The sequence below is a fragment of the Acidimicrobiales bacterium genome, assembly GCA_036273495.1.
Lineage (GTDB): Bacteria > Actinomycetota > Acidimicrobiia > Acidimicrobiales > JAJPHE01 > DASSEU01.
Genome location: DASUHN010000287.1, coordinates 1 through 15340, shown reverse-complemented (window position 1 = coordinate 15340; position 15340 = coordinate 1). Strand labels below are relative to the sequence as shown.

Annotated in this window: 14 protein-coding genes; 7 read left to right on the top strand and 7 right to left on the bottom strand. The window is 68.8% G+C overall.

The window, feature by feature from the left end; all coding sequences use genetic code 11:
- The coding region (locus VFW24_12260; protein HEX5267538.1) for an SDR family NAD(P)-dependent oxidoreductase at window positions 1-497 on the bottom strand (497 nt) is incomplete at its 3' end.
- Window positions 498-526: 29 nt separating this feature from the next.
- Window positions 527-1795, bottom strand: a complete 1269-nt coding sequence (locus tag VFW24_12255; GenBank protein HEX5267537.1) for a CoA transferase — start codon at window positions 1793-1795, stop codon at window positions 527-529.
- A 97-nt stretch (window positions 1796-1892) separates the two neighbouring features.
- Between VFW24_12255 and VFW24_12250 the strand changes: the two genes are divergently transcribed.
- Both VFW24_12250 and VFW24_12245 read left to right on the top strand, forming a co-directional pair.
- Window positions 1893-2297, top strand: a complete 405-nt coding sequence (locus tag VFW24_12250) for a Zn-ribbon domain-containing OB-fold protein (GenBank protein HEX5267536.1) — start codon at window positions 1893-1895, stop codon at window positions 2295-2297.
- Window positions 2294-3445, top strand: a complete 1152-nt coding sequence (locus tag VFW24_12245; protein HEX5267535.1) for a hypothetical protein — start codon at window positions 2294-2296, stop codon at window positions 3443-3445. The genes VFW24_12250 and VFW24_12245 overlap by 4 nt, the downstream gene beginning before the upstream one ends.
- Before the next feature lie 59 nt (window positions 3446-3504).
- On the opposite strand, the gene VFW24_12240 is transcribed toward VFW24_12245, so the two are convergent.
- The gene (locus tag VFW24_12240; GenBank protein ID HEX5267534.1) at window positions 3505-4446 is read right to left on the bottom strand and encodes an aldo/keto reductase; all 942 of its coding nucleotides are present in this window, start codon (window positions 4444-4446) and stop codon (window positions 3505-3507) included.
- A 144-nt stretch (window positions 4447-4590) separates the two neighbouring features.
- Here VFW24_12240 and VFW24_12235 point away from each other — a divergent pair, with 144 nt between their 5' ends.
- Both VFW24_12235 and VFW24_12230 read left to right on the top strand, forming a co-directional pair.
- Window positions 4591-7206 carry a CocE/NonD family hydrolase gene (locus VFW24_12235; protein HEX5267533.1) on the top strand — a complete coding sequence of 872 codons (2616 nt, stop codon included), beginning with the start codon at window positions 4591-4593 and terminating at the stop codon, window positions 7204-7206.
- Between the two features lie 113 nt (window positions 7207-7319).
- Window positions 7320-8783 carry a hypothetical protein gene (locus VFW24_12230; protein ID HEX5267532.1) on the top strand — a complete coding sequence of 488 codons (1464 nt, stop codon included), beginning with the start codon at window positions 7320-7322 and terminating at the stop codon, window positions 8781-8783.
- A gap of 60 nt (window positions 8784-8843) precedes the next feature.
- Here the strand turns inward: VFW24_12230 and VFW24_12225 are convergent, their stop codons facing one another.
- The 3 genes from VFW24_12225 to VFW24_12215 are packed head-to-tail and all read right to left on the bottom strand — an operon-like array spanning window position 8844 to window position 11539.
- Window positions 8844-9395 carry a VOC family protein gene (locus tag VFW24_12225; GenBank protein ID HEX5267531.1) on the bottom strand — a complete coding sequence of 184 codons (552 nt, stop codon included), beginning with the start codon at window positions 9393-9395 and terminating at the stop codon, window positions 8844-8846.
- 23 nt (window positions 9396-9418) lie between these two features.
- On the bottom strand, window positions 9419-10351 hold the full coding sequence (locus VFW24_12220) for a cyclase family protein (GenBank protein HEX5267530.1): 933 nt from the start codon (window positions 10349-10351) through the stop codon (window positions 9419-9421).
- A gap of 18 nt (window positions 10352-10369) precedes the next feature.
- The gene (locus tag VFW24_12215) at window positions 10370-11539 is read right to left on the bottom strand and encodes an LLM class flavin-dependent oxidoreductase (protein HEX5267529.1); all 1170 of its coding nucleotides are present in this window, start codon (window positions 11537-11539) and stop codon (window positions 10370-10372) included.
- Here VFW24_12215 and VFW24_12210 point away from each other — a divergent pair.
- The 3 genes from VFW24_12210 (at window position 11457) to VFW24_12200 (ending at window position 14307) form a co-directional block, all read left to right on the top strand.
- Window positions 11457-12578: an aminoglycoside phosphotransferase family protein gene (locus VFW24_12210; protein ID HEX5267528.1), complete on the top strand. Its 1122-nt coding sequence runs from the start codon at window positions 11457-11459 to the stop codon at window positions 12576-12578. The genes VFW24_12215 and VFW24_12210 overlap by 83 nt on opposite strands.
- Before the next feature lie 33 nt (window positions 12579-12611).
- The gene (locus VFW24_12205; GenBank protein HEX5267527.1) at window positions 12612-13928 is read left to right on the top strand and encodes a cytochrome P450; all 1317 of its coding nucleotides are present in this window, start codon (window positions 12612-12614) and stop codon (window positions 13926-13928) included.
- 76 nt (window positions 13929-14004) lie between these two features.
- Entirely contained in the window at window positions 14005-14307 is a 303-nt protein-coding gene (locus VFW24_12200; protein ID HEX5267526.1) for a hypothetical protein, read from the top strand.
- A gap of 92 nt (window positions 14308-14399) precedes the next feature.
- Here VFW24_12200 and VFW24_12195 read toward each other — a convergent pair whose 3' ends face one another.
- The gene (locus VFW24_12195) at window positions 14400-15272 is read right to left on the bottom strand and encodes a cytochrome P450 (protein HEX5267525.1); all 873 of its coding nucleotides are present in this window, start codon (window positions 15270-15272) and stop codon (window positions 14400-14402) included.
- Window positions 15273-15340: the final 68 nt, after the last annotated feature.

Genomic DNA, 15340 nt, shown 5'->3' with positions numbered 1-15340 from the left:
GAGCGGTAGGTCTGGAACGGGGGCCCGGCCGGGTGGCGGGCGGCACCCGAGGAGATGTTGAGGATCCAGCCCCGGCGGCGCCCGGTCATCCCCGGCAGCACCCTCTGGGCCAGCTCGAACGGGGCCCGGACCTGGACCTCGAACATCAGGCGGAAGTGACTCTCGCGGAATTCCACTATCGGCTCGTAGTACGTGATGGCGGCGTTGTTCACCAGGATGTCGACGGGGCCGAGCTCCTTCTCGACGGTCTCGACCAGCCGGACGCGGTCCTCCTGTCTCGAGAGGTCGGCGGGCACGGCCAGCGCCGTCCCGCCCGCTGACGCTATCGACGCAACCGTGCTCGTCACGCTGCCGGCAAAGCGGTGGTCTCCCTCCTCGGCCGTCCGGGCGGTCACCGCCACCACCGCCCCGTCGGCGGCGAACCGCCGCGCCATCTCCTCACCTATCCCCCGGCTGGCTCCGGTGATGATGCATACCCGACCGTCCAGATCTCCCATTAGCGGTCCTCCCTGCCCGTCGGGCGCGCCTAAAGGATGACGCCATCACTCCGCAGGCGCGCGATGTCCTCTGACGAATAACCGAGCTCGGCCAGCACCTCGTCGTCGTGCTGGCCGATCCGCGGTGAGCTGCGCTCCGGCACCGTCTCCGATCCCACCGGCCTGATCACCGGGCCCAGCATCCGCACCGGGCCCGCCGTCGGATGATCCAGCTCGACCACCAGGTCGTTGGCCGCCACCTGCGGGTCGTCGATCAGCTCGAAGACCCGGTTGACCGGCCCGGCGGGCACGCCGGCCGCGTCGAATATGTCAAGCCACTCCGCCGTCGTTCGCTCCTTGAGGCGGATCTCGGTGGTGGCCAGGACGAGCACCGACAGCTCGGAGGGCTCGGGTGAGGTCAGGGCACCGGGAATGTCCAGCCGTGGGTCCTCCACCCCGATGACCTCCATGAACTTCCGCCGCAGGGGCTGCGACAGGCAGGCGACCGCGACCTGGGAGTCGGCGGTCTCGTAGCAGCGGTAGTACACGTTGGCGCCGGCCAGACGGGCCCGGATCTGGGCGTACCGATCGTCGAGCTCGGCCGAGGGCACTCCGGCGCGCCACGCGGCGCGCAGCTCCTCGGTCACGTCCGGCGGATCCAGGCCCGGCATCTCGAGGAAGCTCGATCCCAGCATGCCCAGTGACGAGGCGAGCAGGCTCACCTCGATCCGGATGCCTCTACCCGACCGCTCCCGGGAGAACAACCCGGCACAGGCGGCCCAGGCGATGACGTATCCCGTACCGAAGTCGGCCGGCGGCGGGCTGACCGGGATGGGCAGCCCGGCGTCCGAGGTCTTGCCGTCGGCGGCCATCAGCCCGCTCACGGCCTGGATGATCAGGTCGTAGCCGGGTCGATGGGCCTGGGGCCCCCGGCGGCCAAAGGCGGTGGTCTCCACGTACACGAGCCGGGGGTTGAGTCCGGACAACGTCTCCCAGTCGATCCCGAGGTTGCGCGGCGTGTCCGGTCGGTAGTTCACCACCGCCACGTCGGCCTGCTCGACCAGCCGGTGCACCACGGCCCGGCCCTCCGGGTGCCGGAGGTCCAGGGCCAGGCCCCGCTTGCCGCGGTTGAGGGAGAGGAAGGACCGGCCCTCACCGGGAGCGAAGGGAGTGGTGGCGCGCCACGGATCTCCCTCGAGGGGCTCGACCTTGACGACCTCCGCTCCCAGGTCGGCCAGCATCATCCCGCCCCAGGGCCCGGCGATCACCTCGGAGAACTCGACGACCTTGATGCCAGCGAGGATCCCGGCGCTCGTCATGGCTCCCCCCGAACCGGCGCGACGTCCCGCCCCGAGGCTATCGCCGGCGCCGGCCCGCAGGTTTGCCGGTGGCAGCCCGGTGCAGCATCATCCGGCCGTGCCGTCCAAACCCGTGCCCCAGCCCTCACCCGAGACCCAGCCGTTCTGGGACGGGTGCGCCGCCGGTGAGCTGCGCCTTCAGCGCTGCCAGCCGTGTGCCGCCTTCTACTTCCCGCCCCGCCCGTTCTGCCCCACATGCCTGTCGTCCGAGGTCGAATGGCGGAAGGTGAGCGGAAGGGGGACCCTGCACACCTACCTCATCAACCACCGGCCGGCCCGTGGGTTCGAGGACGAGGCTCCGTACGCGCTGGCCGTGGTCCAGCTGGACGAAGGGCCCCGGCTGATGTCGAACATCGTCGGTGTCGCCAACACTCCGGAGAACCTGGTGCTGGACATGGCTCTGCAGGTCGCCTTCGAGTCGCGCGGCGAGGTGATGCTCCCCGTGTTCGAGCCGGCCCGATGACCGCCAGGGGCCAGGTCGCCATCGTCGGGGCGGCGGAGACCACCCGGTTGGGTGTCATCCCCGACGTCTCCGCCCTCGAGCTTCACGCCGAGGCAGCCCGCAACGCCATGGCCGACTGCGGCCTGGGCCCGGGTCAGATCGACGGCGTCGCCTGCGCCGGCCAGAGCCCGGTGGCGGTGGCGCACTACCTCGGCATCTCCCCGCGCTACCTCGATGGCACCAGCGTGGGCGGGTGCTCGTTCATGCTCCACGTCCGCCATGCTGCCGCCGCTCTGGCGGAGGGCCTGTGCGACACGGTCCTCGTCACCCACGGGCAGTCGGGCAAGTCGCGCGTCGGCATTGGAGGCTTCGGGGGCGACTTTGGGGGGGCCACCCTCCAGGCCCAGTTCGAGGCTCCCTACGGACCGGTCGGTCCGCCCACCCTGTTTCCCATCGGGGTGCTGCGTTACATGAAGGATCTGGGGCTCACCCACGAGCAACTGGCGACCGTCTCGGTCGTGCAGCGGGAGTGGGCGTCGCGCAATCCCCGGGCGATGATGCGCGACCCGATCACGGTCGACGATGTCCTGGCGTCCCGCATGGTCGCCTATCCAATGCACCTGCTCGAGTGCTGCCTGGTCACCGACGGCGGGGGAGCCCTGGTCCTCACCCGGGCCGACCGGGCCGACGAGTTCCCGACCCGGCCGGTGTACGTCCTCGGGACCGGGGAGGCCTCCGAGACGCCGATGGTGTCCCAGATGGAGGACTTCACCACGTCCAGGGCCTTCCGCGTCTCGGGTCGGCAGGCCTTCGGTGAGGCCGGCATCACTCCCGCCGACGTCGACCACCTCATGATCTACGACGCCTTTGCCCACCTGCCCGTCTACGGGCTGGAGGACCTGGGCTTCGTCGGGCGGGGAGAGGCCGGGGCCTTCATCGAGGAGGGCAACACCCGTCCCGGCGGGCGCCTGCCTCTCGACACCAACGGCGGCGGGCTGTCGTACACCCACACGGGGATGTACGGCATGTTTGCCCTGCAGGAGTCGGTGCGCCAGGTACGCGGCACCGCCCCGGCCCAGGTGCCGGGGGTGGAGGTCAGCGTGGCCCACGGCGTCGGAGGCATGTTCGCCGCCGCCGGCACGGTCGTGCTCACCAACCAACGCGTCTGAGCCCGGAGGCCCTACCAGGCGGGCGGTGGCGCCGCCTGGTCCTGGTCCGCGGTGCCCGGTCAGCCGGCGGCCGCCCGCAACCGGGCTCGGGCGTCCTCGTAGAGATCCGGGGGCAGGGACCCCTTGCGGGCGACCGCCAGGTTCGCCTCGAGGTGCTCGAGGCTTGCCGTGCCGACGATCGTGGTGTGCATGTCGGGATGGGAAAGGGTGAAGCGCAGCATGAACTCCATCCGGGACATGTCCCCGAGAAGGTCGTCCAGGCCGGCCCGCTCGAAGCGGTCCCGCCGCGTCTCGTACATCTCCCGGAAACCCTCGGGCAGCCGCTCCAAGGTCTCGGCCCGGGCGGCGGGGATGCCCCGCGCCACCCCGCCGCGGATGACGGTCCCCGCCCCGGCTGCCGCGGCCTGGCTGATGATGTCGTGGTGCTCGGGCTCGACGGCCGAATAGGGGATCTGGAAGGCGTCGAATACGCCCATGCGGATGTGGTCGTCGATATCGGGCAGGGTCCCTGACATGCCGAGGAAGCGGACCTTGCCCTCGTCCCGCAGGGCGACGAGCTCGGCCACCGAGTCGTTGTCCTCCAGGGCCTGGCGGGTCGGGCTGGCGTGGAACTGGACCAGGTCCAGGTGGTCCGTGGCCATCCGGCGCAGACTCTGCTCGACACCGGCCCGGATGTTGGGCCGGCTGAAGTCGTGCTCGCCGAAGCCGACCGTCCCCCCGTCCGGGCTGACGGCGCAGCCGCACTTGCTGGCCAGGTAGTACTCCTCGCGCCGGGCCGAGAGGTGCCGGCCGATCATCTCCTCGGAGATCCCGTAGTCGGGCGAGGTGTCGATCCAGTTGATCCCGGAATCGACGACCCGGTTGAGCAGCGTCCCGGCCGCGGCGTCGTCGATCGACCGGCCGAGGCGGCCGGCGGGTCCTCGGAGCTCCATGGCTCCGAAGCCCAGCTTGGTCACCTCCAGCCCCGTCGTGCCCAGCGTGGCGGTAGGGAGATCGGTCATGGCCCTGTCGTAGCAAATCCGCCCGGTCGGCGTGTACAGCGGGGGTCCGGTCGGGCCGGAATCAGGAGGATATGGAACAGGTAGGGCGAACTCTGACTCATGGGGAGGTCGAGAACCCGTCGCGCCCGACGGCTGAGTTTGACCGTGGGACTGGCCCTTCTGGTGGCGGGCGTGGCCTCCTCCGCTCTGAGCTCGAAGGCAGGTGCCTCCACCCCCCCTTTCAGCGCTCACGGCAGCGTCAACCAGGTGTACGTCACGGGGCTGGCGCCGGATGCGCAAATGGCGTTGGTCACGCCACAGGGAAGGACCCTCTACACGCAGCGGGCCGACCATCTCGGAGGACTGCTCTTCCGAGACGTGCCCGCTGGCTCGGGCTATCACGTGCGCCTGGAGCCGAACGGCCCTGAGTCCGAGAGCCTTGCCGTGCACGGTGACCGAGCGGCACCTTGGGACCCGGGGATCTACAAGCAGTCGATCCCGGACAGCGGCTACACGTACCTCACGACGCGTGACGGAACCCAGCTGGCCATAGACGTCCACCCGCCGACGAGCCCAGCGGGCGAGCCCGGGCTGCCCGCGGGAACACCGGTCCCGTCCGGCCCGGACTACATGCCGCCCTATCCGACGCTGATCGAGTACTCGGGATACGGCTACGCCGACCCGGCGGGCCCGGTGAACGGCATAGCCGTGCTGGCCAACTTGATGGGCTTCGCCGTCGTCGACGTCAACATGCGTGGGACGGGGTGCTCCGGTGGTGCCTATGACTTCTTCGAGCCCCTGCAGAACCTCGACGGCTACGACGTGATCGAAGCCGTTGCCCACCAGCCCTGGGTCCTCGGCCACAAGGTCGGCATGGTCGGCATCTCCTACGGCGCCATCAGCCAGTTGTTCACGGCCCAGCTCAACCCGCCGGACCTGGAGGCCATCGCGCCGCTGTCCACGATCGACGCCACCGCCACCACCCTGTACCCGGGCGGCAGCCTCAACACCGGGTTCGCGGTCGCGTGGGCCCAGGAGCGCCAGCAGGAGGCCGAGCCCGCCGGACCCGACAGGGGCCAGCCCTGGGCCAACGAGCAGATCCAACAGGGTGACCTCACCTGCAAGGCCAACCAGGCCCTCCACGGCGAGGCGGCCGACCTGATGGCCAAGATCCGGGCCAACGCTCACTACATCCCGTCAGTGGCCGATCCGCTCGACCCGGTGACCTTCGTCGACAAGATCAAGGTTCCGACCTTCATGGCCTGCCAGTGGGAGGACGAACAGACAGGCGGGCACTGCCCCGACCTCGTCGAGCACTTCAGCGGAACGAAGCAGAAGTGGTTCACCTTCACGAACGGCGCCCACGTCGATTCACTCGATCCCTACACCTACGACCGCCTGTACGACTTCCTCGAGCTGTTCGTCGCCCACCAGGCGCCGATCGTCAACCAGGCCATCGTCCGGGCGACAGCCCCCATCGTTTATCAGGCGGCGCTGGGCGTCAGCGACGTGGAGACCCTGCCACCGGACCCGGTCCAGCTCCAGCCGACCTACCAGTCCGCGCTGGCCGCCTTCGAGGCGCTGCCCGAAGTCCGCATCCTGTTCGACAACGGCGCCGGCACCTCTCCGACGGGCACCACCACCGCGGGCGATCCCTACCCGGGGTTCGAGCAGTCCTTCTCCAGCTTCCCGATCCCCGGAACGACCGCCCGCTTCTGGTACCTCCGGTCAGACGGAACGCTGAACGACCAACCAACCGACCATCCCGGGGTCAACTGGTACACCTCGAACCCGTCGGCCCTTCCGCTGACCGACTACCCGGGTAACACAGGAGGCGGAGGCCTCTGGTCTAACGCGTCGGCGTGGACCTGGAACTGGCGGCAGAACCCGCCCGGAACCGCCGTCTCCTACGTCTCGCCACCGCTGAAGGCCGACGCCACCGTGGTCGGAGCCGGAGCGGTGCGGGTCTGGGTCAGATCGTCGACGCCCGACGTCGACCTGCAGGCCACGGTCAGCGAGGTGCGACCCGACGGATACGAGACGTTCGTCCAGAACGGCTGGGCGCGGGCCAGTGAGCGCAGCCTGTCCACCGGTACCGACAACCCGATCCACCAGCCGAGCACCGTCCTCGAGCCCGAGCCGAGCATGTTGGCCTCCGACGCCCGGCCGATGCCCCCGGACCGGTTCGTCGAGGTCGCCATACCTCTCTACTACGAGGGCCACGTGTACCGTGCGGGCTCCCGGATCCGTGTGACCGTCTCCGCCCCGAACGGCGCCCAGCCGGTGTGGTCCTTCAGCGAGACGGTTCCCCCCGGGACGGCCACGGTCTCGATCGCCTCCTCGAGGCAGATGCCGTCGAGCCTGGTTCTCCCGGTGGTGCCCAGAGTGAGGGTGGCCACGCCCCTGCCTCCGTGCCCGGGCCTCCGCAACGAGCCGTGCCGCACCTATCAGGCCTACCGCGACCTCACCTCGCCTCATGGGACGTCGGCCTCGCTGGCCCGGTCCCCGGGTGCCCGGCCCGCCCCCGACCCGGTCAATAGCCCGCGGACCACCAAGGGTCCCGAGCCTGCCGCTCCGTCGCCCGGTAGGGCCGGTACCCACCAACGCCCCGCCGTGTTGGCCAGTCGCCATCACGGTGACACCCCGTTCTGGTACCTGCTGCCGCTCGTCCTTCTCGTCGGACTGTTGGGATCACAGTTCGAGTCCGCCCGTCGGCTGACCAGGCGGTCAAAGCGCCGGCACGGAACGGTCGGGACGGACGACCCGGTGAGGCCCGAGTGAGGAGGAACAAGTTGAGGAAGCTCCGCCGGACGGCTTTGTGGTCGGCACTGATCAGCCTGGCGACCGCTGGCGCGACCTACGCGGCAACACCGTCGACGGCTAGCCATCACCGGGTGCTCCTCGTCGGAACCTACGAGGGGATCCCGGGCCAGTACCGCACCGTACAGGCCGCCATAGCCGCGGCCACACCGGGGGACTGGATCCTGGTGGCACCGGGTGACTACAAGACCAACGGGGCGGAGGCTCCCGCCGAGGCGCCCGGCTCCCCGGCCGGCGTGCTGGTGCAGACGCCGGACCTGTGGATAAGAGGGATGGACCGCAACAGCGTGATCATCGACGGCACCAAGTCGGGGCCCTCGTGCAGCAATCGTGCCGGGGACCAGAACGGACCGCTGAACGGGATCATGGTGTGGAAGGCCGACAAGGTCTGGGTCCAGAACCTCACCGTCTGCAACTTCCTGGCGGGCACCGGCGACACCGGCAACGAGATCTGGTGGAACGGCGGCGCCGACAGCGCCAAGATCGGGGGCTGGGGATACGGCGGTGACTACCTGACCGCGACCAGCACCTACTACGGCGGGGAGACCACGGCCGCGCAGTACGGGATCTTCTCCAGCAACTGGAGCGGTGGGACCTGGGACCAGACCTACGCAAGCAACTTCAACGACTCCGGCTACTACATCGGCGCCTGCCAGAGCGTCTGTGACCAGACGGTCAACCACGCCTGGGCCGAGTACAACGCTCTCGGCTACTCCGGTTCGAACTCCGGCGGCCAGCTCGTGGTCGAAAACTCCCAGTTCGACCACAACGAGGACGGGTTCGACACCAACAGTCAGAATGGCGACAATCCGCCGCCCCAGGACGGCGCCTGCCCCAACGGCGGCATCAGTCCCGTGACCCACACCCACTCCTGCTGGGTGTTCACCCACAACTGGGTCCACGACAACAACAATCCGGACGTCCCTGCCCTCGGTTCGGCTGCCGCCGGTCCGGTGGGAACGGGGATCTCGCTGTCGGGAGCACGGAACGACACCGTTTCGGACAACGTCTTCCAGAACAACGGGGCCTGGGGCACGATCCTCGTCCCGTATCCCGACAGCGGGCCGCCCTGTACGGGCGGAACGTCCACTCCCGCCGCCTGCATCTTCGACGAGTACGGCGATGCCGTAACCGGCAACATCTACGAGCACAACGGTTTCTTCGGCAACCCCACCAACGGGGACATCGCTGCCGCCAACCTGGAGCCCGGCCCGACCGACTGCTTCAGCGGCAACAGGGAGTCCGGCGGCGGGCCGCCGACCACTAGCCCCGCCGCCCTCGAGACCCTCTACCCCGCCTGCACCGGCCGAGCAGTGCCGCCCGACCTGAACGCGCCCTTCATCGACGAGGTGGCGTGTGACTCCGGATCGGTCTCGATCGGCCCGGTGTCCGGGGGGACGCTGTGCCCGCCCGGCGCCAACTACCCGCGCCGTACGACCGTGGTCATGCATCCACTCCCGGCCGGCCTCGCCACCATGCCGAACCCATGTCAAGGGGTGCCCGCCAACCCCTGGTGCGTAGCCGGCCGCCCGGCCTAGCCGCTCGGCGGGAGACCGCCCCGGGCCACCCGGCCCGGACCTCCGGCCATCAGCCCCCGGTCACGCCCGGCGGGGCAGGACCTCGTTCGGCCGGCTGTTGCGCAGGCCGGGCATGTACTCGATCAGCTCCAGCAGGTTGTCGTCGGGGTCCCGACACAGAGCGACGGCCTTGATGCCGATCCTCTTGTGTTCGTCGTCGTCCCTGACCACGATGAACTCGACACCGCGCCGGGCCAGGTCCCTGGCTGCCGCGGCGGCATTAACGGTGAGCAGAGCGATCAGTTGGGGCACCCGTTCCTCGACCGGGGCAGAGGCCTCGGGCAGCTTCGGTTCCAGCCACTCGATGAGGTCCAGGCGGGTATGGACCCCATCGGGGTTGATCGCCATCAGCACCCCTCTTCCGGAGGCCACTCTCATCCCGAAGTTCTCGGCCACCGACGGGGGCCAGATCGCGTCGCGGCGGTCGTCGATCATCTGGAACCCGACCTTCTCGTAGAACTCGATCGAGCGTTCGAGGTTCCGGACCGCCAGGGTGAAGTGGGACAGCGAGCTGACCGACCATCCATCAGCCACCGGTCCTCCTTCCAACGAGATGTGAATGCGGTTGGTCATGGCCACACGGTGCCGTATCTCACCTACAGGATCGCCACCGGGTTGACCGGGGAGCCGGTGGCACCCGTGATCCGGAGAGGGGTCACGCTGAAGAGGAACTCGGCCCGTCCCAACCTGCGGCAGGCGGCGGACAGCCTGCTCAACTGCAGATTGTCGAGCAGATGGACTCCCATCCCGACGAGGCAGCACATGTGTACGGGGATCGGCCAGTCGGAGTCGTTGTTGGGGAGAGGATCCGATATCCCGTCACTTCCGAGCACGGCGATGTCGCGGTCACGGATCCATTCCACACACCGCGGATCGAGGCCGGCCAAGCCGCTCAGCGGATCCCACGGACCCAGGGCGTCCCGTCGGGCATCCCGGCCCGTGCGCACCAGGACTATGTCACCCGGCTCAATCGTGACATTGGCGGCTCGTTCGGCGGAGTCGAGGTCGTCGGGAGTCACCAGGTCGGTCGGCTCCAGCCAATCGACCCCCCTGAGGAGCGGAACGTCCAGGAGCACGCCCCGACCCGCGACCCCATTGAAGGCCGCTTCGATCGAGTTGGCGCTGGCGCCGATGCTCTTCACCGCGGTGGCCGGTCGGCCGTTGTACATCTGTCCGTCGACGAACACATGGCACAAGGCGTCCATGTGGCTCACCGCCATACCGTGGAAGGCCACACCGACGTAGTCGATTGCCGTCTGGAGGCCGCGGTACCCGGTGGCATCGAGGCTGTCGCCGGCTATGAGCATCATGTGCTGGGCAGGCGTGGGGTTGTCGATCGATGGAACGACCGGCAATTCCAGGGCGCAGCTGACCACGGTGCCGTCGCGCACGAGCCCGGCCGCCCGCAACACCTGCTTCTCGGTGATCAGGTTGAGCGCGCCCCGTTGATCATCCTCACCCCACCGGCCCCAGTTCTTGACCTTCTCGAACACGGCCTCCATGTCCAGCCCTTCGACCCGATTGACCATCCCTCAGTCGTCCCGCCTTCAGGCCAGGGCCGGGATCAGGTGCTCGCCGGTGAGACGCATGCTGCGCATGGCGTCTTCATGAGCCATGAAGCCGAACTGATGCAGCGACATGAGGCGCTCCACCCCGATGTCCGCGAATCCTCTCAACTTGCGCAGGCACGTATCGATGTCCCCGATGACCACGGACTCGACCGACTCCATCACCTCATACGCCTCGACCGGGTCGACCTCCATCCCGAGCACCTGGCGGTTCATCAGGCGGATGAGCGGGACGGGGTCGTCGGGATCCAGGTCGACCATGACCTCATCGGGTTTGGCTGCCTTGATGGCCCTGGTGTCGGGCGGGGCGCCCCTGATGACGTTGGTCCAGACCGAGCGCGGGACACAGAAGACCTTCGGGGCGGCATTGACGTACCACATCGCGCACTCGGCCGCCCGGCTGGCGATGGCCTGCTCCCGGGACTCGGCGCAGTGCAGGAAGGTGAACACCGCCCGCTGGTTGTTGTCGATCTGGCTGATCGGAGCAAGGTGCTGGCGCCCTTCGTCGTAACGCTGCAGACAGAATTTCATGGAGTCGAGCGATGACAGCAAGGTCGTCCCCAGGACTCCGACGCCCAGCGTGCCGGCCATGTAGAACGCGTCCGGGCTCGAACATGTCTGCCACAGGCGGGGGTGTGGCTTCTGGATGGGCTTCGGGGCCAGTGTCCGTTCCGGAAGGTCTATGTAGGTTCCCGACCATTTGACCGAGTCTTCGGTCCAGTATCGAGGGAGCATGCTGAAAAGCTCTCGCATCTGATCCGTCGTGGTGTCCCCGTCGACATCAAAGGTCTCCCACTCGGTACCGCCCGAGCGGGCCAACCCGACCTCGAGCCGGCCGCCGCTCAGAATGTCGAGGACTGCCGTTCGTTCCGCTATCCGAAACGGGTGGTTGATGTTGACCGGGCTCAGGACCCCCGAGTGCCCCACGTGGATGTTCTCGGTGTTGAGCGCGATGGCCGTGAGGGTCAGTTCCGGCGCCGAGCTGTAGGAGAACTCCGGGGCGGCGTGGTGCTCCACGGTCCACCAACATTTGTAACCCAGTTGATCGGCCAACTTGGCCTGCTCGATGGTGTTGCGGAATACGAGGGCCTCGTGGCCCGGTGGCCACGGCTTCGCCATTTGCTGCTCCGAGAAGATGTCGAAATCCACCCGCGCCTCCAAGTCGAGCCGGCGACGCGGACTACAACGACATCGCCGGTCGCCGAGGACGGTATGTCACCCTCACGTTGTCGTCAACGGTCGTTTTGCTGGATATGTTCATCTGGTGGCTCCCGCGATGGACTCACTGCGCCGCTCTCCTCCGCCTGCGACACTGGCCTGGGCGGTGGGCATGGTCGGATCCGACGCTCACCTCACGCGTTGCCGTCGGCTGGTGGGGGGAATCACGTCGTCGGTTCATCTTCTCGGCGTGATGGACCGCGAGGGCCGAACTCACGGGCTGGTGCTCAAGCGCTGGCCTCAGATGCCCCGAAGTGAGACCACCTCCATGATCGAGCGCGAGGCTCGGATCCTCGGCTGCCTCGAAGACGTGAAACTGCCGGTGCCATCCCTCGTGGCCGTCTCCCGGCCCGAGGAGACCGACGGGTGCCCCGCCCTACTCATGACCCAGGTCCCGGGCCGGGTCGACCTTGCTCCCCGGGATCCGTCCAGTTGGATCGGCCAGATGGCAATGACGCTGGCGAGCATTCATGACCTGGGCCTGGATGCCCCGGCCTCGGATCCCTGGACGCCCACCCCCGAGGTCGAGATGCCGACCTGGTCGTCGCGCCCCGAGGTCTGGGAGCGCGCTGACGGCATCCTCGCCACTCCCGCCCCCTCGGGGGAGAGGTTCATCCACGGGGACTACCAACACTTCAACCTGCTCTGGCGCCGGGGCAGGCTCAGCGGGATCCTGGACTGGTCCATCGGGGGGACGGGCCATCCCGACCGAGACGTCGGCCACTGCCGGCTCAATCTGGCGGTCCTGTTCTCCGCCGAGTGGGCCGCCGACTTCGCCCGGGCCTACCAGGCCGAAGCGGGCCGGAGCATCGACGGATGGTGGGACATCTACGAGATCTCGCGGTATGGCGACGGACACATGCGCGCCACGATCCCGATCCAGGCCGGCCGCCGTGCCGACGTCGACGTCGACGGCATGAACGATCGGGTCGAACATCTTCTGGTCGAGGCGATGAGGGCGCTTGGCTAGTGTCCGATCTGGTGAGGACAAAGGGAGGACTCCATGGCGGAGCTGGTCCCGGTGACGGAATGGTGCACGGATTTCGACCACACCGATGCCGCATGGAGCGAGGACCCTTATCCCATCTGGGCTGACCTACGTCGAAGTTGTCCGGTAGCCCACAGCGAGCGCTTCGGAGGGGTGTGGCTGCCGACTCGTCATGCTGACATCTCGAGCATCGCCCACGACACGGACCGCTTCACCTCCCGCTTCGTGGTGGTGGGCGAGACCCGTCCCCCCGAGTTCCTGGCCCCGGCCGGCCCGGTGCCCCCGATCTCGTCGGATCCGCCTGCCCACCACGCCGCCCGCCGCAAGCTGCTCCCGCCGTTCTCCCCGAAGGAGATCGCCAGGATCGAGCCCGCCACCCGGAGCTATTGCCAGGACCTGGTCGACGCGCTCCGGGGTCGCGATGTGGTCGATGCCGCACAGGAATACGCCCAGCACATTCCGGTGCGGGTGATCGCCGACATGCTGGGCTTCCCCCTCGAAGACGCCGACACCTTCCGCCACTTCGTCCACAACTTCCTGGAGGGAGTCACCACGCCGATGGAGGAGCGGCTGGACGACCTGGCCGAGCTGTTCGGTTACCTGCAGGCCCGCGTCGACGACCACATGGCCGACCCGCGGGACGACCTGACCTCCTACCTGATCAATCTGGAGGAGGACCCCGAGTCGCTGGTCGGGGCGTTCGAGCGCTCCGGCCTCAGCCTCGTCGACGAGCTCGGGGTGGAGGCCGCCCAGGAGGCGCGGGCCGTGGTGGCCCAGGACGCGGAGCAGACCGAGCAAGGGTTCCTGCCGCCGGTGCTCGGGACCATGGCGCTCCTGCTTCTGGCGGGGATCGACACCACCTGGAGCGCGATCGGCGCGTCCTTGTGGCACCTGGCCGGGCATCCCGACGACCGCGCCCGCCTGGCGGCCGAGCCGTCCCTCATGGCCACGGCCGTCGAGGAGCTGCTCCGGGCCTACGCCCCGGTCACCATGGCCCGTTTGGTCCGCGAGGACATGGACTGGAACGGCTGTGCGATGAAGAAGGAGGACTGGGTGCTGCTGCCCTTCCCGGCAGCCAACCGCGACCCCGACGTCTTCGAGCGGGCCGACGAGGTCGTCCTCGACCGGGAGCTCAATCGACACGTGACCTTCGGGCTCGGCATCCACCGCTGTGTGGGCTCGCACCTGGCCCGGATGGAGCTGCGCGTGGCGTTGGAGGTGTGGTTGGAGGCGTTTCCGGAGTTCAGCTTGGCCGACCCCGCCGCGGTGACATGGTCCAAGGGCCAGGTCAGAGGTCCGCGTGCGCTTCCTGTCCGCCTCGGGGCGGGCTGACCCCGCCGGCAGACGGATGAGGGTCGGGGCCGGTCCGACCGGGTAGGGGAGATCTCTAGCGATCGGAGGAACCTCCATGTTCCAGGTGACCCACGCCGCTGCTACGCAACTGATGGAGGTGCGCCGAGAGCGCAGCCTTCCCGAGAGCGCGGGGCTGCGGGTGTTCGGTGAACCCCGGCCCGGGGGGGAAGTGGCTCTGGGCCTGACCTTCACCGAGGTTCCCGCCGAGGACGACCAGATCACCGAGGCCGACGGTCTTCCCGTCTTCGTGGGCACCGAGGTGGCCGAGGTCCTGGCGTCCGTGGCCCTCGACGTCGAGTCGACGTCGGAGGGCCCGAGGCTGACCCTGACCGAGATCGACTCCGGCGAGCCCCTGTGAGCTGACCCTCAGATGTGAGGTGCCGGGCCTGTGACCGGTCGACTGCCGACCTGATTCGGTCGAAACGGATCAAATGCCAGGTCGATCCCTGTTCAGGCGGTGGACACCGGGACCGCTCTCACCGCCCGCCCGATGATTCCGCCGGCCCAGTCCGGCGCGTCACACGTCGTATTCAGACGGGGAAAGCGGGCAAAGAGGGACGACAGGCACACCCGGGCCTCGAGCCTCGCCAACGCCGCTCCCAGGCAGTGATGGCGGCCCCATCCGAAGGCGAGATGGGGATTGGGATGGCGGCCGAGGTCGAGATCGTCCGGGTCGGGGAAGACGGCATCGTCCCGGTTGGCGGCGGCAATCACCACGAATACGGTCTGGCCAGGCGTCAGTCGCCGGCCTGCCAGCTCGGTGGGCGCCCCGACCTTGCGCACCATGACCTTGGAGGGCGCCTCGTAGCGCAACAGCTCGTCGATGGCCGACGACCACAGGGCGGGATCGGAGCCCACCCGGCGCAACTGGTCCGGATGGCCGAGAAGGCACCATACCGAGTTGGCGATCAGCGTCGTCGTCGTCTCGTGGCCCGCGAACAGCAGGAGCATGGCGCCTCCCGCCACCTCGCGATCGGACAGCCCGGACGTGGAGCCCGCGAGCGGACCGAGGGCCGACAGGAGGTTGTCGTCGGGGTGGCGCCGGTAATGCTCGAGCAGGCCTGTCAGGTAGGACTCCATGGCGCGGGCCCCCGCCGCCGACACCCGGCCGAAGGCTTCCATCCGGTCGGAAGAGAGCCGGTCGTCCTTGAACGCGGCCGCCGCCGCTTCGTGGCCCAGCACCAGCCAGGCCCTGTGCCGCCCCGACCAGAGGACGGGGCCGGCGGATCTGCGGAGATCGGCCAGCACCGCGTGGGGGGCGGACTGCATCGCGGCTGACCCCAGATCGAGGTCGGGCGGAGCGGAAGGGGCGTTATCGGCCACGCCAGTCCACGGTACGCTCGACCGCGTGGGCAACGGGTTCTGCGCGCTCGGTCGGCGGGCCCACCAGT

Coding starts and splice junctions, on each gene's coding strand:
- VFW24_12205 (HEX5267527.1), top strand. CDS start 12,612: ATGGCGGAGCTGGTCCCGGTGACGGAATGGTGCACGGATTTCGACCAC.
- VFW24_12210 (HEX5267528.1), top strand. CDS start 11,457: ATGGTGTTGCGGAATACGAGGGCCTCGTGGCCCGGTGGCCACGGCTTC.
- VFW24_12240 (HEX5267534.1), bottom strand. CDS start 4,446: ATGACCGATCTCCCTACCGCCACGCTGGGCACGACGGGGCTGGAGGTG.
- VFW24_12200 (HEX5267526.1), top strand. CDS start 14,005: ATGTTCCAGGTGACCCACGCCGCTGCTACGCAACTGATGGAGGTGCGC.
- VFW24_12245 (HEX5267535.1), top strand. CDS start 2,294: ATGACCGCCAGGGGCCAGGTCGCCATCGTCGGGGCGGCGGAGACCACC.
- VFW24_12225 (HEX5267531.1), bottom strand. CDS start 9,395: ATGACCAACCGCATTCACATCTCGTTGGAAGGAGGACCGGTGGCTGAT.
- VFW24_12255 (HEX5267537.1), bottom strand. CDS start 1,795: ATGACGAGCGCCGGGATCCTCGCTGGCATCAAGGTCGTCGAGTTCTCC.
- VFW24_12220 (HEX5267530.1), bottom strand. CDS start 10,351: ATGGTCAATCGGGTCGAAGGGCTGGACATGGAGGCCGTGTTCGAGAAG.